This window comes from Phenylobacterium sp. GW821-FHT12F10, from assembly GCF_058806695.1.
Map to the genome: position 1 here is coordinate 2,146,808 of NZ_JBXAPY010000001.1, position 23,536 is coordinate 2,170,343.

A 23,536-nucleotide genomic window follows, 5' to 3' on the forward strand; every position below is an offset into this window, starting at 1 on the left:
ATCTCCTAGGAAATCGCCCCCAGATAGTCGCGCTTGCCCACCGGCACGCCCTTGTGGCGCAGGATGTCGTGGGCGGTCACCACGTGGAAATAGAAGTTCGGCAGGGCGAAGCCGAGTAGGTAGTCCGGGCCCGAGAACGACGGCTTCAGCGGTCCGAAGTTCAGGGTGATGGTCCGCGCCTCTCCCGCATCGACGTCGGCGGGCGACAGGCTCTCCAGATAAGCGATGGTCTTGGCCACACGTTCCTGAAGCTGCGGGAAGGTGGTCTCGGTGTCCTCCATCTTCGGCGAGGCCACCCCGCTCAGACGCTCCCCCGAAAGCTTGGAGGTGTCGCTGGCCCGCTGCACCTGGGCGGCCAGGGCCAGCATGTCGGGCGCCAGCCGCGCCTCGATCAGTTCCGAGGGATCGATCCCCGTCTCGGCGGCGTGCGCCGCACCCTTTTCCAACAAGTGCGCGAGGTTCTTGAGGCCGCGCACGAAGAGCGGGATCGAGGCTTGGTGGAGAGAAATCGACATGCAGGCGTCCTTGGAAAAGGTGGCCCACCGTGGGCCGTCGCCGCTCATATGGGGGATGAGGGGACCAAGCGCGACTGTTCACAGGCGGTGACGAAGATGACCCTCCAGATCCTCAACGGCGCCCGTATCTGGCTATGCGACGCCGAGGGCCCGCCCCTCTCCACCTCTCGCGACGCCACCGACATCATCGGCGACGCCTATGGCTCCGATGTCGCGGTCATCGCCCTCCCCGTCGCGCGCCTGGCGGACGCCTTCTTCGACCTCCGCACCCGCCTGGCCGGGGAATTCGTCCAGAAGTTCGTCAACTACGGCGTGGCCCTGGCCATTGTCGGCGACATCTCGGCCCATGTGGCGGCCGGCGCCGCCCTGCGCGACTTCGTCACTGAGTCCAACCGCGGCCGCCACCTGTGGTTCGTGGACGACCTGGACGCGCTCGCCGCCCGCCTCTGACGCCAGGGCAGGCTTGCGCCCTGCCCGTGATGGGTCGACCCTCCCGCCCAACCAGAAAACCACAGGGCGGAGAGCGACCATGTCCATCGACTTCGAGATTCCGGCGGAGGCCAAGGCCATCCGCGCCAAGGTGCGCCAGTGGGTGCACGACGAGTGCATCCCCGCCGAGAAGCGCCTGGTGGACAAGGAGTCCTTCAAGACCGTCCTGGCCGAGCTGCGCGCCAAGGCCCGGGCCGCCGGCCTCTGGCTTCCCTTCATGCCCAAGGAGTACGGCGGCATGGGCCTGGGCCCGCTCGCCAACGCCCTGGTGCAGATGGAGCTGGGGGAAAGCCACCTCGGCGCTCTGTCGATGAACAGCCAGGGACCCGACGACGCCACCATGCTGACCCTGCTGGCCCACGGCACCGAGTTCCAGAAGGAGAAGTACCTCAAGCCCCTGCTGAACGGCGACAAGCGCGTCTGCTACTCCATGACCGAGAAGGCCGCCGGCGCCGACGCCACCGGCATGCAGACGCGCGCCGTGAAGGACGGCAACGAGAACTACATCCTGAATGGCGAGAAGTGGTTCTCCTCGGCGGCCAGCGCCGCCGACCTGGCGGTGGTCATGGCCATGACCGACCCCGACGCCCCGCGCCACCAGCGCTATTCCACCTTCATCGTCGAGCTGCCCAACCCCGGCTACGTCATCAAGCGCGACATCGGCACCATGGCCGTCCACGGCCCCCTCAGCGAGATCATGGGCGGCGGCCACGCCGAGATCGAGATCAAGGACCTGAAGATCCCGGCCGAGAACCTGCTGGGGGGCGAAGGCCAGGGCTTCAACATGGGCCAGCACCGCCTGGCCTACGGCCGCCTGCGCCACGGCATGCACAATGTGGCCATGGCCCAGCGGGCCCTGGACATGGCCGCCGCCCACGTCACCCAGCGCGAGACCTTCGGCAAGAAGCTGTCAGAGCGCCAGGGCGTCCAGTGGATGCTGGCCGACTGCGCCAGCGAGCTCTACATGGCCCGCCTGATGCTGCTGCACATCGCCTACAAGGCCGAGCGCGGCATGGACCTGCGGCAGGAGAACTCCATCGCCAAGGTCTTCCTGGCCCACATGGTCCACAAGGTGGTGGACACCGCCATCCAGCTGCACGGGGCCCTGGGCTACTCCACCGACACCCCGCTGGCCGCCTGGTACACCCATATCCGCTCCCAGCGGCTGGTGGACGGCCCCGACGAGGTGCACCGCTGGACGGTGGGCCGCAACGTGATCAAGGCCTATGAGCGCGACGGCACCACGGCGGCGGCGGCCGGCGGCGACCTGCTCTAGGGGCCCGGCTTCCCGGCGCGCCGGAACCCTCTCCGCGCGCGCCGGGTTCCTCTGGTCAGGACCAGAGGAGGATAGCCCATGGGCAAGATTCAAGGTGAGGGCGACTACGACGCCGCGCGGCGCTTCCGCGAGGCCGAGGAGAAGTTCGTGAAGACCGGGCCGGTCGAGGAGAAGGCCCAGGAGGCCAAGGACGCTCTGGACGGTCCCGAGGGGCCGGAGCTGGAGAAGGCCCGCCGCGACACTGCCAAGGGCGCGCCTCAGTAGCCCATATCGGGACGTCGAAAAACACCGGCGCCAAGGCCCGGTGGATCAGATCGGAAAAGATCAAGAGGCGGGGCGCGCCGGAAGCCGGCGGCCCCGCCGTCCAGAACTAGAGGATTTGCAGCTGAGCCGCGGAATCCTTGCCGCTCTTGCGGTCACGCTCGACTTCGAAGCTGACCTTGTCACCTTCGTTCAGTCCGCCGAGGCCCGCGCGTTCAACCGCGGAGATGTGGACGAAAACGTCGCCGCCACCGCCCTCAGGAGCGATGAAGCCATAACCCTTGGTCGCGTTGAACCACTTCACAGTACCAGTCGCCATTGTCGTCCCTATCTCAAGTGAGTGAATCCGCAGTGGCAGAGGACGGACGCCGACGCAAGCGTGCAAAATTTCGCGCGCCCTGGGAACCGACGGTCTGAGGGCTCAATTTGGGCCGTCGGGGCGGTACTCGAACCCCACCAGATAGACGTTTTCGCCCGACCCGTGCTTGGCGGTCTTCAGCAGGTCGACCACCCCCTCGAAGCCTGAACTTCGCGCCATTTGTGGCGTAATATCCGTAAGTTCGATCTGGCGCAGGGACGTCACCTCCACCGCCCCGGCCCCCAGCCGGTAGCGTCCGCCGAGCTTCACTCGCGGGCTCCGCCAGATGCGGATGCTGCAGGTGATTTCGCCGCGCATGATCGGCTCCCGCAGCTTCTTGGTGAACACCATCTCGGGCCTCCTTCCGGCGACCGGCATCCTGACGCCGGCGCCCGAAAACCGGAAGCGGCGCCATTGACGTGGTTCAGGCGGGCCCATAGCGTCCCGCCTCTTCTTTGACATCGCAGGCGGCCCCCCATGCCCCAGATCCTGGTTCAGGACCTGGCGAAGACCTATCGCGTGGCCGAACGCGACCCCGGCATGTTCGGGGCCGTGCGCGGACTCGTGCGCCGCCGCTGGCGCACGGTCGAAGCCCTGAAGGACGTCAGCTTTTCCCTGGAGCGCGGCGAGCTGCTGGGCTTCATCGGGCCCAACGGCGCGGGCAAGTCCACCACCATCAAGATCCTCTCGGGCATCCTGCGGCCCGATTCCGGCCGGGTCGAGATCGAGGGCCTGGTCCCCTACGCCGACCGCATCAGGCACGTCGCCCGGATCGGGGTAGTGTTCGGCCAGCGCACCCAGCTCTGGTGGGACCTGCCGGTGATCGACGGCTTCGACCTGCTGCGCGACATCTATCGGGTCGACCCGACACGCTACAAGGCGACCCGCGACGAGCTGGTGGCCATGCTTCGGCTTGAGAAGCTGCTGGACCAGCCGGTGCGCCAGCTTTCCCTGGGCCAGCGGATGCGCGCCGAGATCGGCGCGGCCCTGCTGCACGAGCCCTCCATCCTGTTCCTGGACGAACCCACCATCGGCCTGGACGCGCCGTCCAAGCTGGCGGTCCGGGAGTTCGTCAAGAAGCTCAACCAGGAGCGCGGCGTCACCGTCCTGCTCACCACCCACGACATGCACGACATCGAGGCCCTGGCGGAGCGGGTGATCGTCATCGGCCACGGCCGGGTCCTGGCCGACAGCCCCTTCGAGGCCCTGCGCGCCAATGTCCTGGCCGAACGCCGGCTGTTCGTGGATTTCGCCGACGACGCCCCTGCCCTCGACCTGCCGGGCGTCGAGGTCCGCAAGCGCGACGGCCGGTCCCTGGAACTGGCCTTCAACCCCAGCCTCACCAGCGCGCCGGCCCTGATCGCCGCCATCACCGCCCGCCACGCGGTGGAGGACATCCATGTGGAGCAGCCGGCGATCGAGGAAGTGATCGCCAGGTTCTACGACCTGCACGGCGCCAACGAGGCATGAGCCGTGGACCTGCTTCGTCCCTACATCGCCGCGTTCAATTCGCGCTTCCTGCTGATGATGCAGTACCGGGCCGCGGCCCTGGCCGGGTTCTTCACCCAGTGCTGGTTCGGGGCGGTCCACGTCATGGTCCTGGCCGCCTTCTATCTCGGCGCCCCTGAGGCGGCCGCCGCCAGCCCCATCAGCCTGTCCCAGGCCGTCACCTACACCTGGCTGGCCCAGGGGCTGCTCGCCGTCATGCCGTGGGTGGGGGATCCTGAGATCGCCGACGGGGTCCGCAGTGGGGCCATCAGCTATGACCGCCTGCGCCCGGTGGACGCCTACGCCCTCTGGTACGTCCGCGCCGCCGGCTGGATGACCGCCCGCCTCGTCCCCCGCGTCGCCCTGATGATCCTGGCCGCCGGCGTCGTCCTGCCGCTGATGGGCCAGGAGCAATGGGCCTGGCGGCCGCCCGCCGGCCTCTCGGCGGCGCTGCTGTTCGCCGTCTCGGAGACCCTGGCGATCGCGCTCGCCTGTTCGATCATCATGCTGATCAACATCGTCGTGGTGGCCACCCTGAACGCGCGCGGCGTCAACATCCTAATGCAGCCCCTGGTGATCGTCTTCACCGGCAACCTGCTGCCGCTCGCCCTCTATCCCGACGCTGTCCGCATCGCCCTCTTCGTCCAGCCCTTCGCCGGAACCCTCGACATCCCCAACCGCATCTATTTCGGCGCCCTGAGCGGCCAGATGGCCTGGGCCGGCATCGGCCTGCAGGTGTTCTGGACCGTCCTGTTCATCACCGCGGGGCGGTGGTGGCTTGGCCGCGTCATGGCCCGCCTTGAAGTCCAGGGAGGTTAGGCGGATGAACGCGCTGTCCCTGCTCGGCCGCTACTTCGGCGCCTCCATGCGCAGCCAGATGCAGTATCCGGCCTCGGCCATCATGCTGACCCTGGGCCAGCTCGGGTCCACCGCCATCGAGATCATCTCGATCTGGGCGCTGTTCGACCGCTTCGGGGCGGTGAAGGGCTGGGCCTTTGGCGAGGTGATGTTCTTCTACGCCCTGATCGGCATCAGCTTCGCCTTCGCCGACTTCCTGACCCGGGGCTTCGATGTGTTCGGCAGCGACTTCGTGCGCACCGGCGCCTTCGACCGGCTGCTGCTCCGCCCGCGCTCGGCGGCCCTGCAGCTGGTGGGTCATGATTTCCGCATCAGCCGGTTCGGGCGGTTCTTCCAGGCGGCCATCATCCTGGCCATCGCCACCACCAGCCTGCACTTCGTCTGGACACCCCAGGCCGTCCTGATGGCGCTGTGGACCGTCCTGGGCGGGATCGCCTTCTTCGGCGCGCTCTTCGTCCTGCAGGCGGTGATGGCCTTCTGGACCGTGGAGAGCCTGGAGGCGGTCAACGCCCTCACCTATGGCGGGGTCTATGCCGGCCAGTTCCCCATGGCCCTCTACGCCCGGTGGTTCCGGACCTTTCTCACCTTCATCGTGCCCCTGGCCTGCGTCGCCTACTACCCCGTCCTGGCGATCCTGGGACGCAGCGATCCGCTGGGCGCGCCCGACGGGTTCCTGCCGGTCGCGCCCCTGGCGGGATTCATCTTCCTGGGCCTGTCGCTCCTGGCCTGGCGCTTCGGGGTCTCGAAATACACCTCGACAGGGAGCTAGCGCCCGGATGTAGATACAAAAGTTGACACTTAGGCTGATCCAGCAGAGTGTCGACATTGTCTACACACGAGGACGCTATGCGAGTTCAGATCAAGAAATGGGGCAACAGCGCGTCCGTGAGGATTCCGGCCTCCGTCATGGCGGCGGCCTCGCTATCCTTGGATCAGGCCGTTGATGTGCGCGAGGAGGATGGGCGGGTGGTCATCGAGCCTGTTCAGGCGCCGAAATACGACCTCGATCAGCTTCTCAGCGGCATGGCCGAGGACACCTTCCCAGACGACATCGATTTCGGTCGCCCGGCTGGCGGCGAGGCCTGGTAGTGACGAGCTATGTGCCGGACGCCGGCGACGTCGTCTGGCTGGAGTTCGATCCCCAGGCAGGCCACGAGCAAGCCGGCCACCGCCCAGCCCTTGTCCTCTCGCCGGCGCGCTACAATGGCATGCGCGGCATGATGATCTGCTGCCCGATGACCTCGCGGATCAAGGGCTATCCCTTTGAAGTGGTCGCGACCCAGGACCCGCCCAGCGTGATCCTCGCTGATCAGGTCAAGAGCCTCGATTGGCGAGCCCGCCGGGCCAAGCGGCACGGCGCTGTCGCGCCGGCCGTCCTGGCGGACGTCAGGGCGAAAATCGCCGCCCTGCTCCAGATCTAGCCTTACTCGGCGGCCATCAGCACCCGACCGGTGGTCAGCGCGGTCTTGGCGGCGAGTTCGGCCTTGGCCTGCTCGTATTCGGAGGCCAGGCGGTCCACCAGTTCGGCGACCGTCGGGATGGACTTCACCGCCCCTATGCCCTGGCCGCAGCCCCAGATGTCCTTCCAGGCCTTGGCTTCCTGGTTGCCGCCGGAACCGAAGTTCATCTTCGACGGATCGGCCTGGGGCAGGTTGTCGGGGTCGAGGCCGGCGCGCTCGATGGAGGGCCGCAGGTAGTTGCCGTGCACCCCGGTGAACAGGTTCGAATAGACGATGTCCTCGCCGGTGCTCTCGACGATCATGTCCTTGTAGCCCTGGACGGCGCGGGCCTCCTGGGTGGCGATGAAGGCCGAGCCGATATAGGCCAGGTCCGCCCCCATGGCCTGGGCGCCCAGGATGGCGCGGCCGTTGGCGATGGCGCCCGAGAGCGCGATGGGGCCGTCGAACCACTCGCGCAGTTCCTGGATCAGGGCGAAGGGCGACAGGCCGCCGGCATGGCCGCCGGCCCCGGCCGCCACCGGGATCAGGCCGTCGGCGCCCTTCTCCACGGCCTTGCGGGCGAACTTGTCGTTGATGACGTCGTGCAGGACGATGCCGCCATAGGAGTGGATGGCGTCATTGACCGCCTGCTGGGCCCCCAGCGAGGTGATGGTGATCGGCACGCGGTACTTCACCGCCAGCTCGACATCCTCCTCCAACCGGTTGTTGGTCTTGTGGACGATCTGGTTGACGGCGAAGGGCGCCGAGAGGCGGTCGGGGTTCTTGCGGTCCCAGTCGGCCAGTTCCTCGGTGATCTGGGCCAGCCACTCGTCCAGCTGGCTCACCGGCCGCGCGTTCAGCGCCGGGAAGGAGCCCACGATCCCGGCCTTGCACTGGGCGATCACCAGCTCCGGGCCTGAGATGATGAACAGCGGCGAGGCGATCACCGGAATACGCAGACGCTCGGCGAGAATGGGCGGCAGGGCCATGGGCAAGGTTTCCTCTGGTAATGCGTTTTGGATCTTATTTTTACAACGTATAAACAAGACGCGGAAACGTGCAAGCGGCTGACCCGGCGTGAACTTGACGGCGGCCACGCAGGCGGCACATCTGGGCCCCGATGACTGACCTGACCGCCCTCGCCGCCGCCTTCCCCGCCGTCACCGCCGCCGACTGGCGCGCCCTGGTGGAGAAGACCCTGAAGGACGTCCCCTTCGACAGCCTGACGCGGACCACCGCCGAGGGCCTGCCGATCGCGCCGCTCTATGAGGGCGCCGACCGGTCGCCGGCCTTCCCCCTGCGCCCCTTCGACGCCGAGCGGCCCTGGGACATCCGCGGCCGCATCACCCATCCCGACCCGGTCCGCGCCAACGCCGACCTGATGACCGACCTGGAGGGCGGCGCCGCCTCGGCCCTGATCCGCCTCGACCCGACCGGGGCGGCCGGCGTCGCCGTCGGCTCGGCCGAGGGTCTGGCCCGGGTGCTGGACGGCGTCATGCTGGAGCTGGCCCCCGTCGCCCTAGACGCCGGCTTCCTCGGCCCCAAGGCCGCCGACTGGCTGGCCGCCGCCGCCAAGGGCTCGCCCGCCGCCAAGCTCTTCCTCCATCTCGATCCCCTCAGCGCCTTCGCCGAAGCCGGCGAAAGCCCCGGCCCCATCGAGAGCCACCTGGTCTCCGCCGCCACCGTCGCCCGTCGGCTGGCCGAGTCCTATCCGGACGCCGGCCTGTTCCTGGCCTCGGGCCGCGTGGTCCACGAGGCCGGCGGCGGCGAGGCCGGGGAACTGGCCTTCGCCATGGCCGCGGCGGTCGCCTACGCCAAGGCCCTGGTCCGCGCCGGCCTGCCGATGCAGGACGCCTTCGCGCGAACCGTTCTTGGTCTCTCCGCGGACGCCGACTATTTCGCCACCTTGGCCAAGCTGCGCGCCGCCCGGCGCCTCTGGGCCCGGATCACCGCGGCCTGCGGCGTCACCGCCACGCCGCGCATCGAGGCCCGCTCCTCCCACCGAATGCTGGCCGCCCACGATCCCTGGACCAACATGCTGCGCCTCACCGCCGCCGCCGTCGGCGCCTCCATCGGCGGGGCCGACAGCATCGTCCTGGGGAGCTTCACCGACGCGCTGGGCCTGCCCACCGCCTTCGCCCGCCGCCAGAGCCGCAACGCCCAGCTGGTCCTGATGGAAGAGGCCCATCTGGGCCGCGTCGCCGATCCCGGAGCGGGCTCGGGCTATGTCGAGGCCCTCACCGACGAGATCGCCCGCGCCGCCTGGACCGCCTTCCAGGCCATCGAGGCCAAGGGCGGCCTGATCGCGGCCCTGGCCGACGGCCACATCGCCGCCGAGACCGCCAGGGTGCGCGAAGCCCGCGTGGCCGGCGGGCCCCTGAAGATCGTCGGGGTCACCGCCTTCCCGCAACCCGACCAGACGCCGGTGGAGGTGGAGCGCGCGACGCCCAGGGCCGTCGAGGCCCCCTCGCCCCGCCTGCCCGGCCCCGACGGCCGTTGCCCCCCGCTCAAACCCATCCGTCTCGCCGAACCCTATGAGGTGGCCGCGTGAGCACCTTCCCCGACTTCGCCACCCTGGCCTTCGACGGCGAGACCGCCGCCGCCCCGGCGCCCAGCGCGCCCGCCTGGGAGACGCCCGAGGGCATCGCCGTGAAGCCCGCCTATGGCGCGGCCGATATCGCGGGCCTGGACGACCTGGCCGGCTATCCGGGTCTGGCCCCCTTCGTGCGCGGCCCCTATCCGACCATGTACCTCACCAACCCGTGGACGATCCGCCAGTATGCGGGCTTCTCCACGGCCGAGGATTCCAACGCCTTCTACCGCCGCAACCTGGCCGCCGGTCAGATGGGCCTCTCCATCGCCTTCGACCTGGCCACCCACCGCGGCTACGATAGCGACCACCCGCGGGTGAAGGGCGATGTCGGCATGGCCGGCGTCGCCATCGACTCCATCTACGACATGCGGACCCTGTTCGACGGCATCCCCCTCGACAAGATGAGCGTGTCGATGACCATGAACGGCGCGGTCCTGCCGGTCCTGGCCCTCTACATCGTGGCGGCCGAGGAACAGGGGGTCAGCCACGACAAGCTGTCGGGCACCATCCAGAACGATATCCTCAAGGAGTTCCTGGTCCGGAACACCTACATCTATCCGCCCGGCCCCTCGATGCGGATCATTTCGGACATCTTTTCATATACTTCGCGCGAGATGCCGAAGTTCAACTCGATCTCAATCAGCGGCTATCACATCCAGGAAGCCGGGGCGACGCTGGACCTGGAGCTGGCCTACACCCTGGCCGATGGCATCGAATATGTCCGGGCCGGCGTCGCCGCCGGCATGACCGTCGACCAGTTCGCGCCGCGCCTGTCCTTCTTCTGGAACGCCGGCATGAACGCCTTCATGGAGATCGCCAAGCAGCGGGCTGGGCGCCTGCTCTGGGCCAAGCTGATGAAGGACGAGTTCGATCCCAAGGACAGCCGCTCGCTCTCCCTGCGCGCCCACACCCAGACCAGCGGCTGGAGCCTGGCGGCCTCCGACGTCTACAACAACGTGCCCCGCACCCTGGTGGAGGCCATGGCGGCGGTGGGCGGCCAGACCCAGAGCCTGCACACCAACTCCCTCGACGAAGCCCTTGCCTTGCCGACGGATTTCTCGGCCCGCATCGCCCGAAACACCCAGCTCTTCCTGCAGCTCGAGAGCGGCCAGACCCGGGTCGTCGACCCCTGGGGCGGGTCCTTCTATGTCGAGCGCCTGACCGCCGACCTGGCGGCCCGCGCCCTGGAGCATATCGCCGAGGTCGAGGCCCTGGGGGGCATGGCCAAGGCCATCGAGGACGGCCTGCCCAAGCGCCGCATCGAGGAGGCCAGCGCCCGCACCCAGGCCCGCATCGACAGCGGCCGCCAGAGCGTCGTGGGCGTGAACCGCTATCGCTCGGACATCGCCGAGGTGATCCCGATGCTCAAGGTGGACAATTCCGCCGTCCGCGAGCGCCAGCTGGAGAAGCTCACCCGCCTGAAGGCCGAGCGCGACCCGGCCGCCGTGGAGGCCGCGCTGACCGCCCTCACCGAGGGCGCGCGCGGGACCGCCAACCTGCTGGAGCTGTCGGTCAACGCGGCCCGCGCCAAGGCCACGGTGGGCGAGATCAGCCTGGCCCTGGAGCACGCCTTCCGCCGCCACTCCGCCGAGGCCTTCGCGGTCACCGGGGTCTATCTGCGCGAGGCCGGCCCCACCCCGGCCAGCGACAAGGCCAAGGCGATGACGGAGGCCTTCACCCAGGCCGACGGCCGCAAACCCCGCATCCTGGTGGCCAAGATGGGCCAGGACGGCCACGACCGCGGCCAGAAGGTGATCGCCTCGGGCTTCGCCGACCTCGGCTTCGACGTCGACATCGGCAACCTCTTCCAGACCCCGGCCGAGGCCGCGGCCAAGGCCGTGGCCGACGGCGCGCACGTCGTCGGCGCCAGCTCGCTCGCGGCCGGCCACCTGACCCTGGTGCCGGAGCTGAAGGACGAACTGGCCAAGCTGGGCCGCGCCGACATCCTGGTGGTGGTGGGCGGGGTCATCCCGCCCGAGGACTTCCAGGCCCTGCGCGACGCCGGGGTGGCGGCCATCTTCACCCCCGGCACGGTGGTCCCCGAGGCGGCCATCGAGGTGCTGGATAGGCTCAACGAGCAGCTCGGCTACGCCCAGCTCGACAAGGCCTAGCCAAGGGCTCGGGGCGGCCTTCCGCCGCAGGTGGGTTGCCTCCGATCCCCATTCCGGTGATTGTCAGGGCGATTGTCGGAGGGGACCGCATGATCCGGAAGAGACTTGCCTTCGCCCTGGCGCAGCTTGGCCTGGTGGCCGGCGCGCTCTGCCTGACCCAGGTGGCCAGCGCCACCGCGCCGGTCCGCGAACGCACCCTGGCCGCCCCGATCCCGCTCGCCGCCCCCGTGCCCATGGCCTCGAGCACCGTCGCCCACCGCTACTGGCCGGTGGTGACCAGCCTGTCCCAGGCCACCGTGGCGCCGGCCCACCTGTTCGACGGCAGGGTCCAGGGCGCGCCGCTGCGCAGCTTCGACACCCGCCGTCCCGCCGACCCTTCCAAGCCCCAGACCCGCCGCCACGTCGGCGTCGACCTGACCGCCGCCGAGGGCGATACGGTGGTGGCGATGGAGGACGGCCAGATCGTCAACTTCTACCCCTTCCTGGCCCGCGCGGCCTCGGTGGGGGGCGAGAACACCTACGCCATCCTGATCCAGCACAAGGACTATGTGGCCCTCTACGGCGAGGTCCGCGCCAGCAGCCTGTCAGCCAAGGGCCTGAAGGTGGGCGACCGCGTCGCCGCCGGCCAGCCGATCGGCGTGGTCAGCGGCACCGCCCAGCTCCACACCGAGACCTACGCCTCCGGCGTCACGCGCAACATCAAGTGGCCGGTGGGCGCGCCGCCGCCGAAGGAGATGCGCAACCCGACCCAGCTGTTGCTGGACACCGCCCTCACCGGCGAGCGCCTCTATCCGAAGACCATCAGGCTCGCCGGCGCCTGAACCAGGCCTCGGCGGCGAACAGGCTCGCCAGCAGGCAGCCGGCCGTGATGCCGGTGATCAGGTCCCGGGCCAGGGTCAGGCCGAAGGTCGCCAGCAGCACCGCGGCCGTCCGCCACGACACCCGCACGAGCCGGGCGAACTCCGCCTTCTCGGCCATGTTCCAGCCCACCACCACCAGCATGCCGGCCAGGGCCGCCAGGGGCACATAGGCCGCCAGCGGCGCGGCCAGCATCATGAAGCCCAGCAGGAACAGGCTGTGCAGCATGCCGGCCACCGGGCCCCTGGCGCCGGCCCGGACATTGGTGGCGGTGCGCGCGATGGTGCCGGTGACGCAGATGCCGCCGAACAGGGCCGCGCCCATATTGCCAGCGCCCTGGGCCACCAGTTCGATATTGGAGCGGTGCTGACGGCCGCTCATCCCGTCGGCCACTGTGGCCGAGAGCAGGCTCTCTATGCCCCCCAGCAGGGTGAAGGCCGCCGCCGCCGGCAGGACCGCCAGCAGCTTGTCCAGGCTCACCGCCGGGAGATGGGGCATGGGCAGGCCGCTGGGGATGCCGCCGAAGCGGCTGCCGATGGTCTCCACGTCCAGGTGCAGCAGGGCGGCCGCGACGGTGGCGATCACCACCCCGATCAGCAGGGCCGGCCAGGTGGGTCGCCAGCGGCGGACGGCGAAGGCGATGACGATACAGGCCGCCCCCACCGCCAGGGCCTGGGCGTTGGTGGTGGGCAGGGCGCGGGTCAGGGCCATGATCTTGGGCCCGAACTCCCCCGGCTCCCCGCCGGCGAGCCGCAGGCCGAACAGATCCTTGAGCTGGCTGGCGGTGATGATGGTGGCGATGGCGGCGGTGAAGCCCACCGTCACGGCGTGGGGCACGTAGCGGATCAGGGCGCCCAGGCGCAGGAACCCGCCCAGGGTCAGCATGAGGCCCGACAGAAAGGTCGCCAGCACCAGGCCGTCGATCCCCTGTTTGGCCACCGTGGCCGCCACCAGGACGATGAAGGCGCCGGCCGGACCGCCGATCTGGAACCGGCTGCCCCCCAGGGCCGAGACCAGGAAGCCGCCGACGATGGCGCTGTAGAGACCCCGGTCGGGGGACACCCCCGAGGCGATGGCGATGCCCATGGAGAGCGGCAGGGCGACGATGGCCACGGTCAGGCCCGCGACCGTGTCGGCGCGCAGGTCCTTGAGGCCATAGCCCTCGGCGAAGATGGTCGCGAGCTTCGGCGTGAAGACGCCCGTGAACCGCGGCTGCGCCGCTTCCGTCATGCCAATTCCCCGACTCTGCCGAGCATGATGCGCAGCCTGGGCGACCATGCCCTGGTCGCGCAAGGGCGACCTTGCGCCAGATCAACCGTCCTGGCGCCCTCTCTAGCGCGGGGTGATGTCCCGCAGCTTGCCGCGCTTCTTCTTGCCGCCCCAGCCGTGGGGCATCTCGGCGGGGCCGTGGCGGGCCTCGATGTCCTTCTGCAGGGCCTTGGCGGCCATCAGGTGGGCGGGAAAGACGGTGTCGATGGCCCAGCCGACGATGGGGACCTCGGAGGTCGCGGAGTCGGCCGCCAGATAGACCGCCATCCGCAGCAGGGTCGCCGCCGAGGCGCCGGCCGCCAGGCCCTCGACGATCAGCAGTCCGCCGGCGCCCAGGCTGTAGATAAGGTTGGCGCCCGGCACCCAGGCCAGGATGCCGTCGAGCCCCAGGCCGAAGGGCCCGAAGCCCACCAGCCGGTCGGACAGGCGCTTGACCCGCTCGGCCGTGCGCCAGGACTGATGCGCTCTATCTCTGGATACCGCCATCCGGCCTCAACGCGCCCCTTCCCCGAAAGCTCCACCGGAGCGCCGAAAGCTCCCGCCCCTAACCCAGGAAGACGACCCGGCGCTTCTCCTTGCCCGCCCGGATACGGGAGAGAACATCCTTGTATTCCGGGCTGTTGACGGCGTCTTTTCGCGTGCCCTCGAAATAGATGGTGTCCTCCATGTGCTTGAGCAGCATGTCGGCCGACCACTTGTGGCCGGTGAACAGCATGTCGGCCAGCTTGCCGGCCACGGGGACCTCGCCCACCAGGGTGTCGATGGCGATGATGGCGCCCATCTGCAGCAGGATCATCGGCGCGGCCCGCGCGCGGACCCCGTCGAACAGCAGGATGCAGCCGGCGCCGAGGCTGTAGATCGCGCCCGCCCCGGGGATCCAGGTCAGCAGGCCGTCCAGGCCGATGCCCAGCGGACCGATACCCACCACGTTGTCGGACAGCTTCTTCGTCCGCTCGATACTGTTGCGGATGTTGTGCAGGTCGATATGCGACTGCGCGACTAGCATTCACCGCTCCCAGGCCCCAGGCGGGGGCACTCTGCCGCAAGCGCGCGCCGGGTCAAAGCCCGCCCCACGCATTTTCGCGCCTCAGGGGAAACCCGGGCGCGGCTTTGCGCATATGACGGGAGGGCGCCTCGCGAAGGCGCCGGATTCACCCTATGTTTGCGCCATGGCCAAGAACGACCCGCCCCTGCTGATCGTCACCACCCACTTCATCGAGGGTCGCCCCGTGCGTCAGCACCTGGGCATGGTGTCGTCCCAGGCGATCCTGGGGGCCAATGTGGTGCTGGACCTGATGAACGCGATCCGCGACTTCATCGGTGGCCGGTCCAAGGGCTATGAGCGGGTCCTGGCCCAGGCCCGGGCCGACGCCCTCAAGGGCCTGGAGGCCGAGGCCCGCGCGCTCGGCGCCAACGCCATCGTCGGCGTCGACCTCGACTACAACACCGTGGGCCCCAACGGCTCGATGCTGATGGTCTCGGTCAACGGCTCGGCGGTTATTCTCTGACTCCCAAATGCTCCCCCTCTGGGGGAGCTGGCGCGAAGCGCCTGAGGGGGACTTTGACTCTTGTTTGACGGCGGAAGGTGTCGACGACGTCGATCCCCCTCCGTCCCGGACCTGCGGTCCGGGCCACCTCCCCCACATCGGCGCTGCGCGCCTGGGGGAGGATCTTAGACCAGGTCCCCCGCCGCGGCGTCGAACAGCAGATAGGTGCGGCCCGACTCGCTGGCCAGCAGCTGGCCGACCTCGAAGCCCTGCGGATCGCGGGCGGCTGCGTCATCCAGCAGGTCCTGGAAGCCGTTGAGATAGGTCACCACCTGGCGGCGCAGGGTCTGGTCGGTGAACAGCCGCCGCGACAGGCGACGGGTGGCGGCCGGCGCCAGCTTGCGCACCACCTCGCGGGCGCCGTCGACGTCCTCGGTCTGGATGGCCGCGGCGATCTCGTCGATGCGGCCGCGGGGCAGCAGGGCGGCGGGATCGATGCCCATCGCCGCCACCTCGGCGGCCAGCACCGCCTCCAGGCCGGGCTTGCCGGCCTGGGCCGGGCCACCCTCGTCGATGGAGGACAGCAGGTCCTTCCAGGTCCATTCGTCCGCCGCTTCGGCGGCGGCGGGCTCCCGCGGCGGCGCGCGACCGGCGGCCTGCTCGAAGACGTTGGAGAATTCCTCGTCGGTGGCCGTCGGCGTCAGGCGCAGGCGGCGGCGCGTGGGCTCCGGCTCCAGGGGCTCCTGGACGGCGACGCGCGGACGGCGGACGGGCGCGGGCGGCGGCGGCGGCTCCACCGGCTGGGTCAGCTCCAGCGCCTCGTCGTCCTCTTCCTCCAGATCCTGATATTCGGGTTCCGGCTCTGGCTCCGGCTCGCGCCGGCTGCGGGGCCGCGGCGGCGGAGCGACGATCCGCTCGCGCATCTGGGCCGGCTGCGGCGGCTCCAGGCTGGCGGCGCCGCCGGCCACGGTGCCCATCAGGCGCACCGCCTCGCTGAGCATCTCGTAGTTGCGGCGGACACGCTCCTGGAAGGCCGCGTCGATGGCCTGGGTCTCGTCGGAGGTCCGGCGGGCGTGATCCATCAGGTCGTCGATGCTGTCGGCCACGGCCTGGCGCACCTCCTCGGCCTGACCGCGGGCCGCGGCCGGCAGGCGGGTGGCGCGGGCCTCGATGTCGGCCATCATGCCGGCCAGCTCGTCCAGGGTGGCGCGGGCGGCGACCGCGCCCTCCTCCAGCTTGCGGGCGGTGGCGGCGCCGGCCTGCTCCACCATCTGGGCGGAGCGTTCGATCAGGTCGCGGGCCTCGGCCAGCCGCTGCTCGAACACCTGGTTGGCCTTCTGGCCGGCGCTGAAGGCGGCCTCGGACAGTTGGTCCACCTGCTCGCGGGCGGTGACCGCGTGGGCCTCGGCGGCCTTGCGGGTCTCCTCGGCGGCCTGGGCCAGGCCCTGGATCGCCGCGCGGGTCTGCTCCTCCAGCTTGCGGCGCTCCTCGGCGGCGGCCTGGGAGACCGCCTCCATGGAATGCAGGGTCGACTGGCCGAACTCGTCGCGCTCGGCCTTGGCCGACTCCGCCAGTTCGCGGAACTGCTCGGCGGCCTCGGCGATCAGCTCGCGCAGGGCCTCACCGCCCTTGACGGCGCGGTCACCCATCTCGGCGGTGGAGAGCCGGGCCTGGGTGATGAACTCGGACAGTTGGGCGGCGTGGGTCTCCGACTGGGCGCCGAAGGCCTCCTGGTCGGCGCGCAGGGCGTGGGCCACGGTCACCAGGCCGGCCCGCTGCTCGGTCAGGCCCTGCTCGACGCCGCGGATCTGGTCGGTGACGCCGATGCCGGCCGTCTCCAGGCGGGCGATGTGGCGGGTGAGGTCCTCGCCGGCGGTGCGGGCGGCGTCGCTGGCCTCCCCGGCCGCGGCGGCCAGGTCGGCGGCCCGGGCGGCCAGCGCGGCCTCGGCCTCGCGAAGCTGGGTCTCGGCCAGGTCGGAGGCCTCGGCCACCATGCGGGCCTGCTGGGTGATGGCGTCGGCGACGGCGGAGGCCTGGGCGTCCAGGGTGTGGGTCAGGCCCGCCATCTCGGTGCGTTCGCGGCCGAGCACGCCGGTGAGTTCGGCGGCGCTGCGGGCGCTGGTGCTGGCGGCCTCGATGAGGCGCTCGCTCTCCGAGGCCAGGGCCTGGCGCAGGGCCAGCAGGGTCTCGCGGGCCTCGTCGGCGGCGTTCCCGGCCCGCACGATCTCCTCGCGCACCGCCTGGACCACGTCGCTGGCCTGGGCGCCGGCGGCCATGGCCGGGGTGACCATCTCGTCGGCGAGCTGCTTGGCCCGACGGGCCTCGGCTCCGAGCATCTGCCCCTGGCGGATCATGTAGGCGGCGATCCAGACGAAGGCCGCCGGGCCGATCGCCATGGCGGCCAGGACGGTGATCGCGAAGGGGTCGAAATCGAAGGGCGACACCGCCCGACGATAGCCGAAAGCGAAGGCGATGGGCGCCAGGGCCCAGAGCACCGAGACCACCAGGGCGGCGAGATAGATCGGCCAGGCCGAGGGCAGCTCCGAGGTCTTGGCGGCCTTGGCGGGCGCCGGCGGCTGCGGCCGCGGCGCGGGGGTCTGGACCGGGGCCGGGGTCAGGTCGGCGGCGGGCGGGATGGGCGACAGCGGCGCGGCGGCCTGGGGCTCGGCCAGGGGCTCGGCGAGCTGCGGGCTGGCGGGAGGCTCGGCGGCGGCGAGGTCGAGATCGGGCTGGGCCTCCGGCGCGGCGGCGCTAAGGCGCGACGTGGCGTCCTCGTCGGTCAGGCTTTGGAAATCCACCGGCGGATGCCGCTTCTTGATCTTCATTCGCGGCCTGTCTCAAGCGCCTTCAACCCTGCGACCGGGATAGGCGCCAACACGCGCGCCGACCCGAATTCGCGCCCCAACTGAAACGATTACCGGCGAACCGACCCGGCGGAAAGCATCATTGGACGGAATCATGCCCGGCGGAGACCGAATGTCGCGGAGTCCCGCAATGGGACGTCAGGTTTTGAAGACCTGGGCCTTCTGGGTCGGGCAGTCGGCGGTCTTCTGCGCGCGATCGACGATCTTGGCGGCGGGCTTGGGAACCGCGGTGCGGGCCACGGTGCGCTCGGTGTGGCTGGGGTGCTCGACCGGGCGCGGGGCTTCCAGCGCGACGCCGAAATGCGAATAGGCGAAGGCGGAGGAGTGCACCACCACGGCCGCGACGATCTCGGTCAATGTCTGCATTGGAACACCTCCCCGAGTCCGCAGCGATTCCGTGAACCGCGGTTATATGACAAGCGCGGCCTTACGGCGACGTCATGTAACGTGAAATTTTCGTCATGTAACCAGGCGACGGGCCAATCGACCCGCGAAGGCGAGGATTGGGGCAACGGATGTGCCGCACCCCTCCCCTCTCGAGACAATAAGTCCGTCATCCGATCAGGCCGCCACGGCGTCCTTGAAGGCCGCGCCCTCGTGGGCCAGCAGCCAGCGCTTGCGCGGCAGGCCGCCGCCATAGCCGGTGAGGCTGCCATTGGCGCCGATCACCCGGTGGCAGGGGACCACCACGGCCACCGGATTGGAGCCGTTGGCCAGGCCCACGGCGCGCATGGCGCTGGGCTTGCCGATCCGCTCGGCCAGCCCCTTGTAGCTGAGGGTCTCCCCCGCCGGGATCGTGCAGAGCGCGTCCCAGACCTTGCGCTGGAAGTCCGTGCCGTTGGTGGCCCAGGCGATCCCGGCCAGGGCGTCGAGGTCGCCGCCGAAATAGCGGCCCACGGCCGCCCGCAGCGCGTCCGGCGCCCGCCCCGGCGTCAGCGCCATGCCGGGATAGTGGCGCGCCATCAGGGTGCGCATGCGCGGCTCGTAGTCGGCGAAGTCGAAGGCGCGCAGCACGCCGGCTTGGTCCACCACCAGCAGGGCCTCCCCCACCGGGGTGGCGACGCGGTCGAGGATCAGGGTTTCAGGCAGCGACTTGGTCATGGGTCTTGTCCTTGGTGATCTTGGGATCGAGCGCCGCGTCGGACGCCCACAGGTGGGAGGCGGCGTAGGCCCGCCAGGGCCGCCACCGCTCGGCCCGCGCCAGCAGCTCGGCCGGCGTCGGGCGATGGCCGTTCTCGTCCTCCAGGGCCCGCAGCAAACCGAGGTCGGCATGGGGGAAGGCGTCGGGCTCCCGCAGGGCCCGCATGGCGATGTACTGCGCCGTCCACTCCCCGATCCCCGGCAGGGCGCGGAGCTGGGCGACCGCCTCCTCCAGGCTGCGCTTCATCCCGAACAGGTCCGGGTCGGCGGCGGCCACCTCGGCCAGGGAGACCAGGGCCCGTCCCCTGGCGCGGGGCATGCCGAGGGTCTCGACATCGGCCCTCGCCAACTGCTGCGGGGTCGGGAACAGGTGGGTGAGGCCCAGTGCGTTGGCCGCCTCGTCCTGCACGGCCGAGCCATAGGCCGCGGTGATCTTGCCCGCCAGGTTGCGGGCGGCGACCACGGTGATCTGCTGGCCGAGCACCGCGCGGACCGCCAGCTCGAAGCCGTCCCAGGCGCCGGGCGCCCTCAGGCCCGGCCGCTTGGCCACCAGGGCCGCCAGCTCCGGATCCTCGGAGAGATGCCCGCCGATCAGGGCGGGATCGGCGGCCAGGTCGAAGACGCGGCGCAGCTTGGCGATCACCGCCGGCCAGGCCTGGACCTTGGGGAAGCGCAGGGTGACGTCCAGCCAGTCCCCCTCCCCCTGCGCCACGATCACCAGGCCGTGGGCCTCGCCGACCTGCAGCAGGCGGGCGTAGCGGCGGCCGGTCACGGTCTCGACGCCGGGAATGGCGCGCAGGGTCCAGAAGGCCAGCATGGCGTCCCAATCATAGGGGGCGCGATAGGGCAGCCGGATCGTGGTTCCCGCCCCGTCGCTGGCGGCGACGTCGGCCCCGCCGGAGCGCCGCAGGGCGCCCGGCGGCCGGTCGAACAGTTGCTGGAAGGTCTCGTTGAAGCGCCGGACGCTGCCGAACCCCGAGGCCATGGCCACCTCGGCCATGGGCAGGTGGGTCTGGTGGATCAGCTGCTTGGCCAGCAGCACCCGCCGGGTCTGGGCGACCGCCACCGGCGACGCGCCCAGGTGCTGGCGGAACAGCCGCCGGAGCTGGCGCTCGCCGACCCCGAGGCGCTCGGCCAGGCCGTCGACGTCGCCCTCGTCCAGCGCCCCCTGCTCGATCAGGGACAGCGCCCGGGAGACGGTGTTGGAGGTGCCCTTCCAGGAGCCCAGGTCCGGCGAGGTCTCCGGCCGGCAGCGCAGGCAGGGCCGGAAGCCGGCCTCCTGGGCCGCGGCGGCCGAGGGGTAGAAGCTGATATTCTCGCGCTTGGGCGTGCGGGCGGGACAGACCGGACGGCAGTAGATGCCGGTGGTCTTCACAGCGCCGAAGATGCGGCCGTCGAAACGGGCGTCTCGCATCGAGAAGGCGCGGTAGCAGGCGTCGTCGTTCATATCCATGAGCTGATAGTCTGCTGCTCAAGGGACGAAGTCTCGCGGTTTTCGGACATCGCCACCACATGGATGGCGGCTTTCGGACACCAAAGACGGTGGCCCTTTCCTCGACACGCTGTCAGGAATTCTCTGTCGTAACCCGGGCGGGCCTCTCGTAAGTCAGCCGCCTGGCCAAGGTATGGCCGATGTTGAACTGCAAGGTTTCCTGATGGCGGTCCCCGCTCTCGCATCCAAGCCGGAGATTTCGCCGGCCACGCTCACCCACCTCCAGCGCCTGGAGGCCGAGAGCATCCACATCTTCCGGGAGGTGGTGGCCGAGTGCGAGAACCCGGTCATGCTCTATTCGGTGGGCAAGGATAGCGCGGTGATGCTGCGCCTGGCCCAGAAGGCCTTCTTCCCGAGCAAGCTGCCCTTCCCGCTGCTGCACGTCGACACCACCTGGAAGTTCCAGGCCATGTACGAGATGCGCGCGCGGATGGCCGCCGAGCTGGGCGCCGACCTGCTGGTCTACAAGAACCCCGAGGCGATGGAGCGGGGAATCAATCCCTTCGACCACGGCTCCCTGCACACCGACATGTGGAAGACCGAAGGGCTGAAGCAGGCGCTGGACAAGTACGGCTTCGACGCGGCCTTCGGCGGCGGCCGCCGCGACGAGGAGAAGAGCCGCGCCAAGGAGCGCGTGCTGTCCTTCCGCTCGGCCCAGCACCGCTGGGACCCCAAGAACCAGCGCCCCGAGCTCTGGCATCTCTACAATACGCGTAAGGCGACCGGAGAGAACTTCCGCGCCTTCCCGATCTCCAACTGGACCGAGCTGGACATCTGGCAATACATCCACCTGGAGAACATCCCCATCGTGCCGCTCTACTTCTCGGCCGAGCGCCCGGTGGTGGAGCGGGACGGCATGCTGATCATGGTCGACGACGACCGCATGCCGCTCAAGCCCGGCGAAGTTCCGATGATGAAGTCGGTGCGGTTCCGCACCCTCGGCTGCTACCCCCTGACCGGCGCGGTGGAGAGCACGGCCTCGACCCTGCCGCAGATCATCCAGGAGATGCTGCTCACCACCACCTCGGAGCGCCAGGGCCGGGCCATCGACCACGACCAGGCCGCCTCCATGGAGAAGAAGAAGCAGGAAGGGTACTTCTGATGACCGCCCAAGCCAGTTCCCAGGCCGGGGCCCACCAGTCGTCCCTGATCGCCGAGGACATCGACGCCTATCTGCACGCCCACGAGCACAAGAGCCTGCTGCGATTCATCACCTGCGGCTCGGTGGACGACGGCAAGTCGACCCTGATCGGCCGGCTGCTCTACGACTCCAAGATGATCCTGGACGACCAGATGGCGGCCCTGGAGGCCGACTCCAAGCGGGTCGGCACCCAGGGGGGCGACATCGACTTCGCCCTGCTGGTGGACGGCCTGGCCGCCGAGCGGGAACAGGGCATCACCATCGATGTCGCCTACCGCTTCTTCTCCACCGACAAGCGCAAGTTCATCGTCGCCGACACCCCCGGCCACGAGCAGTACACCCGCAACATGGTCACCGGCGCCTCGACCGCCGACGCGGCGGTGATCCTGATCGACGCGCGGCGCGGGGTGCTGACCCAGACACGCCGCCACTCCTACCTCGTCAGCCTGCTCGGCATCCGCCACGTGATCCTGGCCATCAACAAGATGGACCTCGTCGACTGGTCCAAGGACACCTACGACACCATCCTGGCCGAGTACCGCGACTTCGCCGCCCAGATCGGCGTCACCGACTTCACCGCCATCCCGATGTCGGCGCTCAAGGGCGACAACATCACCGAGCACTCCGAGGCCGCCCCCTGGTACGACGGCCCGCCGCTGATGGCGCTGCTGGAAAGCCTGCCGGTGGAGGACGACCTGCAGAGCCGGCCCTTCCGCATGCCGGTCCAGTGGGTCAACCGTCCCAATCTCGACTTCCGGGGCTTCTCGGGCCTGATCTCCACGGGCGTCATCAAGCCCGGCGACAGGATCAAGGCCCTGCCCTCGGGCCGTGAGAGCACCGTCGAGCGAATCGTCACCTTCAATGGCGACCTCGATCAGGCCGTGGCCGGTCAGTCGGTGACCCTGACCCTGGCGACCGAGATCGACATCAGCCGCGGCGACGTCATCTCCGTCGCCGCCAGCCCGCCGCCGGTGGCCGACCAGTTCGAGGCCACGATCGTCTGGATGGACGACGAGGCCATGCTGCCGGGCCGCCCCTATCTGCTGAAGATCGGGACCCGCACCGTCGGCGCCTCGATCACCGAGCCCAAGTACAAGGTCAACGTCAACACCATGGAGCACCTGGCCGCCAAGCGGCTGGAGCTCAACGAGATCGGGGTCTGCAATCTCAGCCTCGACGCCGCCATCGCCTTCGACCCCTACAAGGACAACCGCGACCTCGGCGGCTTCATCCTCATCGACCGGATCTCCAACCGCACGGTCGCCGCCGGCATGATCCACTTCGCCCTGCGCCGCAGTCAGAACGTCCACTGGCAGGCGCTCGACGTCGACAAGGCCGCCCGCGCGGCGCTGAAGGGCCAGCGCGGCCGGGTGGTCTGGCTCACCGGCCTGTCGGGCTCGGGCAAGTCCACCATCGCCAACCTGGTGGAGAAGAAGCTGCACGCCAACGGCCGCCACACCTACCTGCTGGACGGCGACAACGTCCGCCACGGCCTCAACAAGGACCTGGGCTTCACCGACGAGGACCGGGTGGAGAACATCCGCCGCGTCGCCGAGGTGGCCAAGCTGATGGTGGACGCCGGCCTCATCGTGCTGGTGAGCTTCATCTCGCCCTTCCGGGCCGAGCGCCGCCTGGCCCGCGACCTGCAGGCCAAGGGCGACTTCGTGGAGGTCTTTATCGACACCCCGCTGGCCGTCGCCGAAGCCCGCGACGTCAAGGGCCTCTACAAGAAGGCCCGCGCCGGGGAACTGAAGAACTTCACCGGCATCGACAGCCCCTATGAGGAGCCCGAGGCCCCCGAGATCCGCATCGACACCACCAAGACCTCGCCCACCGAGGCCGCCGAGCAGATCACCGCCTGGCTCGAGGGCGAGCTGGACTACTCGATCTAGCTCGA

25 protein-coding genes are annotated in these 23,536 nt (G+C 69.8%); 14 read left to right on the forward strand and 11 right to left on the reverse strand.

The annotated features are described in order from the left end of the window. Positions 1 to 5: 5 nt before the first annotated feature. A complete protein-coding gene (locus AC1RN5_RS10815) occupies positions 6 to 515 on the reverse strand; it encodes a DUF1993 domain-containing protein (protein ID WP_493041157.1) in 510 nt (169 codons plus the stop codon). Positions 516 to 611: 96 nt separating this feature from the next. Here AC1RN5_RS10815 and AC1RN5_RS10820 point away from each other — a divergent pair, with 96 nt between their 5' ends. The 3 genes from AC1RN5_RS10820 to AC1RN5_RS10830 all read left to right on the forward strand — a co-directional run bounded on the left by AC1RN5_RS10820 (position 612) and on the right by AC1RN5_RS10830 (position 2,544). Continuing rightward, positions 612 to 965 (forward strand): DUF4180 domain-containing protein, encoded by a 354-nt coding sequence (locus AC1RN5_RS10820; protein WP_493041158.1) that lies wholly within the window; start codon positions 612 to 614, stop codon positions 963 to 965. 79 nt (positions 966 to 1,044) lie between these two features. After that, positions 1,045 to 2,280, forward strand: a complete 1,236-nt coding sequence (locus AC1RN5_RS10825) for an acyl-CoA dehydrogenase family protein (RefSeq protein ID WP_493041159.1) — start codon at positions 1,045 to 1,047, stop codon at positions 2,278 to 2,280. 78 nt (positions 2,281 to 2,358) lie between these two features. Next, the gene (locus AC1RN5_RS10830) at positions 2,359 to 2,544 is read left to right on the forward strand and encodes a hypothetical protein (RefSeq protein ID WP_493041160.1); all 186 of its coding nucleotides are present in this window, start codon (positions 2,359 to 2,361) and stop codon (positions 2,542 to 2,544) included. A gap of 106 nt (positions 2,545 to 2,650) precedes the next feature. Here the strand turns inward: AC1RN5_RS10830 and AC1RN5_RS10835 are convergent, their stop codons facing one another. Next, entirely contained in the window at positions 2,651 to 2,860 is a 210-nt protein-coding gene (locus AC1RN5_RS10835) for a cold-shock protein (protein ID WP_304698645.1), read from the reverse strand. Positions 2,861 to 2,962: 102 nt separating this feature from the next. Beyond that, complete coding sequence (locus tag AC1RN5_RS10840) at positions 2,963 to 3,250, reverse strand: ASCH domain-containing protein (RefSeq protein ID WP_493041161.1); 288 nt, start codon at positions 3,248 to 3,250, stop codon at positions 2,963 to 2,965. A 126-nt stretch (positions 3,251 to 3,376) separates the two neighbouring features. Here AC1RN5_RS10840 and AC1RN5_RS10845 point away from each other — a divergent pair, with 126 nt between their 5' ends. From AC1RN5_RS10845 to mazF, 5 genes are all read left to right on the forward strand, one after another. Next, complete coding sequence (locus AC1RN5_RS10845) at positions 3,377 to 4,369, forward strand: ABC transporter ATP-binding protein (protein ID WP_493041162.1); 993 nt, start codon at positions 3,377 to 3,379, stop codon at positions 4,367 to 4,369. A 3-nt stretch (positions 4,370 to 4,372) separates the two neighbouring features. Next, positions 4,373 to 5,206 (forward strand): ABC transporter permease, encoded by an 834-nt coding sequence (locus tag AC1RN5_RS10850; RefSeq protein WP_493041163.1) that lies wholly within the window; start codon positions 4,373 to 4,375, stop codon positions 5,204 to 5,206. 4 nt (positions 5,207 to 5,210) lie between these two features. After that, complete coding sequence (locus AC1RN5_RS10855; RefSeq protein ID WP_493041164.1) at positions 5,211 to 6,014, forward strand: ABC transporter permease; 804 nt, start codon at positions 5,211 to 5,213, stop codon at positions 6,012 to 6,014. A 77-nt stretch (positions 6,015 to 6,091) separates the two neighbouring features. Next, positions 6,092 to 6,334, forward strand: a complete 243-nt coding sequence (locus tag AC1RN5_RS10860; protein WP_493041165.1) for an AbrB/MazE/SpoVT family DNA-binding domain-containing protein — start codon at positions 6,092 to 6,094, stop codon at positions 6,332 to 6,334. 11 nt (positions 6,335 to 6,345) lie between these two features. Continuing rightward, positions 6,346 to 6,666, forward strand: coding sequence for an endoribonuclease MazF (gene mazF, locus AC1RN5_RS10865; protein ID WP_493041166.1), 321 nt, complete (start codon positions 6,346 to 6,348; stop codon positions 6,664 to 6,666). Positions 6,667 to 6,668: 2 nt separating this feature from the next. On the opposite strand, the gene AC1RN5_RS10870 is transcribed toward mazF, so the two are convergent. Next, entirely contained in the window at positions 6,669 to 7,673 is a 1,005-nt protein-coding gene (locus AC1RN5_RS10870) for an NAD(P)H-dependent flavin oxidoreductase (protein ID WP_493041167.1), read from the reverse strand. A 131-nt stretch (positions 7,674 to 7,804) separates the two neighbouring features. Between AC1RN5_RS10870 and AC1RN5_RS10875 the strand changes: the two genes are divergently transcribed. From AC1RN5_RS10875 to AC1RN5_RS10885, 3 genes are all read left to right on the forward strand, one after another. Next, entirely contained in the window at positions 7,805 to 9,235 is a 1,431-nt protein-coding gene (locus AC1RN5_RS10875) for a methylmalonyl-CoA mutase family protein (protein WP_493041168.1), read from the forward strand. Next, positions 9,232 to 11,388: a methylmalonyl-CoA mutase gene (gene scpA, locus AC1RN5_RS10880; RefSeq protein ID WP_493041169.1), complete on the forward strand. Its 2,157-nt coding sequence runs from the start codon at positions 9,232 to 9,234 to the stop codon at positions 11,386 to 11,388. Before AC1RN5_RS10875 ends, scpA begins: the two co-directional genes overlap by 4 nt. Positions 11,389 to 11,477: 89 nt before the next feature. Continuing rightward, positions 11,478 to 12,209 (forward strand): M23 family metallopeptidase, encoded by a 732-nt coding sequence (locus AC1RN5_RS10885; protein ID WP_493041170.1) that lies wholly within the window; start codon positions 11,478 to 11,480, stop codon positions 12,207 to 12,209. Here AC1RN5_RS10885 and AC1RN5_RS10890 read toward each other — a convergent pair. The 3 genes from AC1RN5_RS10890 to AC1RN5_RS10900 all read right to left on the reverse strand — a co-directional run bounded on the left by AC1RN5_RS10890 (position 12,190) and on the right by AC1RN5_RS10900 (position 14,521). Beyond that, positions 12,190 to 13,476 carry a SulP family inorganic anion transporter gene (locus AC1RN5_RS10890; protein ID WP_493041171.1) on the reverse strand — a complete coding sequence of 429 codons (1,287 nt, stop codon included), beginning with the start codon at positions 13,474 to 13,476 and terminating at the stop codon, positions 12,190 to 12,192. The two genes, AC1RN5_RS10885 and AC1RN5_RS10890, sit on opposite strands and share 20 nt — an antisense overlap. Before the next feature lie 102 nt (positions 13,477 to 13,578). Continuing rightward, positions 13,579 to 14,001 carry a DUF4112 domain-containing protein gene (locus tag AC1RN5_RS10895; protein ID WP_493041172.1) on the reverse strand — a complete coding sequence of 141 codons (423 nt, stop codon included), beginning with the start codon at positions 13,999 to 14,001 and terminating at the stop codon, positions 13,579 to 13,581. Between the two features lie 58 nt (positions 14,002 to 14,059). Beyond that, positions 14,060 to 14,521 (reverse strand): DUF4112 domain-containing protein, encoded by a 462-nt coding sequence (locus AC1RN5_RS10900; protein WP_421931008.1) that lies wholly within the window; start codon positions 14,519 to 14,521, stop codon positions 14,060 to 14,062. 184 nt (positions 14,522 to 14,705) lie between these two features. On the opposite strand from AC1RN5_RS10900, the gene AC1RN5_RS10905 reads away from it, so the two are divergent. Beyond that, positions 14,706 to 15,023: a heavy metal-binding domain-containing protein gene (locus tag AC1RN5_RS10905; protein ID WP_421933591.1), complete on the forward strand. Its 318-nt coding sequence runs from the start codon at positions 14,706 to 14,708 to the stop codon at positions 15,021 to 15,023. Positions 15,024 to 15,187: 164 nt separating this feature from the next. On the opposite strand, the gene AC1RN5_RS10910 is transcribed toward AC1RN5_RS10905, so the two are convergent. From AC1RN5_RS10910 to AC1RN5_RS10925, 4 genes are all read right to left on the reverse strand, one after another. Next, positions 15,188 to 17,827, reverse strand: coding sequence for a coiled-coil domain-containing protein (locus AC1RN5_RS10910; RefSeq protein ID WP_493041173.1), 2,640 nt, complete (start codon positions 17,825 to 17,827; stop codon positions 15,188 to 15,190). 177 nt (positions 17,828 to 18,004) lie between these two features. After that, positions 18,005 to 18,232: a hypothetical protein gene (locus tag AC1RN5_RS10915; RefSeq protein ID WP_493041174.1), complete on the reverse strand. Its 228-nt coding sequence runs from the start codon at positions 18,230 to 18,232 to the stop codon at positions 18,005 to 18,007. 195 nt (positions 18,233 to 18,427) lie between these two features. Continuing rightward, positions 18,428 to 18,967, reverse strand: coding sequence for a methylated-DNA--[protein]-cysteine S-methyltransferase (locus AC1RN5_RS10920; RefSeq protein ID WP_493041175.1), 540 nt, complete (start codon positions 18,965 to 18,967; stop codon positions 18,428 to 18,430). Next, complete coding sequence (locus AC1RN5_RS10925; RefSeq protein ID WP_493041176.1) at positions 18,948 to 20,459, reverse strand: AlkA N-terminal domain-containing protein; 1,512 nt, start codon at positions 20,457 to 20,459, stop codon at positions 18,948 to 18,950. The genes AC1RN5_RS10920 and AC1RN5_RS10925 overlap by 20 nt, the downstream gene beginning before the upstream one ends. 202 nt (positions 20,460 to 20,661) lie before the next feature. Between AC1RN5_RS10925 and cysD the strand changes: the two genes are divergently transcribed. Both cysD and cysN read left to right on the forward strand, forming a co-directional pair. Continuing rightward, positions 20,662 to 21,600, forward strand: a complete 939-nt coding sequence (cysD, locus tag AC1RN5_RS10930; RefSeq protein ID WP_493041177.1) for a sulfate adenylyltransferase subunit CysD — start codon at positions 20,662 to 20,664, stop codon at positions 21,598 to 21,600. Beyond that, positions 21,600 to 23,531: a sulfate adenylyltransferase subunit CysN gene (gene cysN / locus AC1RN5_RS10935; protein WP_493041178.1), complete on the forward strand. Its 1,932-nt coding sequence runs from the start codon at positions 21,600 to 21,602 to the stop codon at positions 23,529 to 23,531. The genes cysD and cysN overlap by 1 nt, the downstream gene beginning before the upstream one ends. Positions 23,532 to 23,536 lie beyond the last annotated feature (5 nt).

What these genes read in the sequence shown, in the direction of transcription:
- AC1RN5_RS10815 (WP_493041157.1), bottom strand. Translation starts at nt 515, where the DNA reads ATGTCGATTTCTCTCCACCAAGCCTCGATCCCGCTCTTCGTGCGCGGC.
- AC1RN5_RS10820 (WP_493041158.1), top strand. Translation starts at nt 612, where the DNA reads ATGACCCTCCAGATCCTCAACGGCGCCCGTATCTGGCTATGCGACGCC.
- AC1RN5_RS10825 (WP_493041159.1), top strand. Translation starts at nt 1,045, where the DNA reads ATGTCCATCGACTTCGAGATTCCGGCGGAGGCCAAGGCCATCCGCGCC.
- AC1RN5_RS10830 (WP_493041160.1), top strand. Translation starts at nt 2,359, where the DNA reads ATGGGCAAGATTCAAGGTGAGGGCGACTACGACGCCGCGCGGCGCTTC.
- AC1RN5_RS10835 (WP_304698645.1), bottom strand. Translation starts at nt 2,860, where the DNA reads ATGGCGACTGGTACTGTGAAGTGGTTCAACGCGACCAAGGGTTATGGC.
- AC1RN5_RS10840 (WP_493041161.1), bottom strand. Translation starts at nt 3,250, where the DNA reads ATGGTGTTCACCAAGAAGCTGCGGGAGCCGATCATGCGCGGCGAAATC.
- AC1RN5_RS10845 (WP_493041162.1), top strand. Translation starts at nt 3,377, where the DNA reads ATGCCCCAGATCCTGGTTCAGGACCTGGCGAAGACCTATCGCGTGGCC.
- AC1RN5_RS10855 (WP_493041164.1), top strand. Translation starts at nt 5,211, where the DNA reads ATGAACGCGCTGTCCCTGCTCGGCCGCTACTTCGGCGCCTCCATGCGC.
- AC1RN5_RS10860 (WP_493041165.1), top strand. Translation starts at nt 6,092, where the DNA reads ATGCGAGTTCAGATCAAGAAATGGGGCAACAGCGCGTCCGTGAGGATT.
- AC1RN5_RS10870 (WP_493041167.1), bottom strand. Translation starts at nt 7,673, where the DNA reads ATGGCCCTGCCGCCCATTCTCGCCGAGCGTCTGCGTATTCCGGTGATC.
- AC1RN5_RS10875 (WP_493041168.1), top strand. Translation starts at nt 7,805, where the DNA reads ATGACTGACCTGACCGCCCTCGCCGCCGCCTTCCCCGCCGTCACCGCC.
- AC1RN5_RS10885 (WP_493041170.1), top strand. Translation starts at nt 11,478, where the DNA reads ATGATCCGGAAGAGACTTGCCTTCGCCCTGGCGCAGCTTGGCCTGGTG.
- AC1RN5_RS10890 (WP_493041171.1), bottom strand. Translation starts at nt 13,476, where the DNA reads ATGACGGAAGCGGCGCAGCCGCGGTTCACGGGCGTCTTCACGCCGAAG.
- AC1RN5_RS10895 (WP_493041172.1), bottom strand. Translation starts at nt 14,001, where the DNA reads ATGGCGGTATCCAGAGATAGAGCGCATCAGTCCTGGCGCACGGCCGAG.
- AC1RN5_RS10900 (WP_421931008.1), bottom strand. Translation starts at nt 14,521, where the DNA reads ATGCTAGTCGCGCAGTCGCATATCGACCTGCACAACATCCGCAACAGT.
- AC1RN5_RS10910 (WP_493041173.1), bottom strand. Translation starts at nt 17,827, where the DNA reads ATGAAGATCAAGAAGCGGCATCCGCCGGTGGATTTCCAAAGCCTGACC.
- AC1RN5_RS10915 (WP_493041174.1), bottom strand. Translation starts at nt 18,232, where the DNA reads ATGCAGACATTGACCGAGATCGTCGCGGCCGTGGTGGTGCACTCCTCC.
- AC1RN5_RS10920 (WP_493041175.1), bottom strand. Translation starts at nt 18,967, where the DNA reads ATGACCAAGTCGCTGCCTGAAACCCTGATCCTCGACCGCGTCGCCACC.
- AC1RN5_RS10925 (WP_493041176.1), bottom strand. Translation starts at nt 20,459, where the DNA reads ATGGATATGAACGACGACGCCTGCTACCGCGCCTTCTCGATGCGAGAC.
- cysD (WP_493041177.1), top strand. Translation starts at nt 20,662, where the DNA reads ATGGCGGTCCCCGCTCTCGCATCCAAGCCGGAGATTTCGCCGGCCACG.
- cysN (WP_493041178.1), top strand. Translation starts at nt 21,600, where the DNA reads ATGACCGCCCAAGCCAGTTCCCAGGCCGGGGCCCACCAGTCGTCCCTG.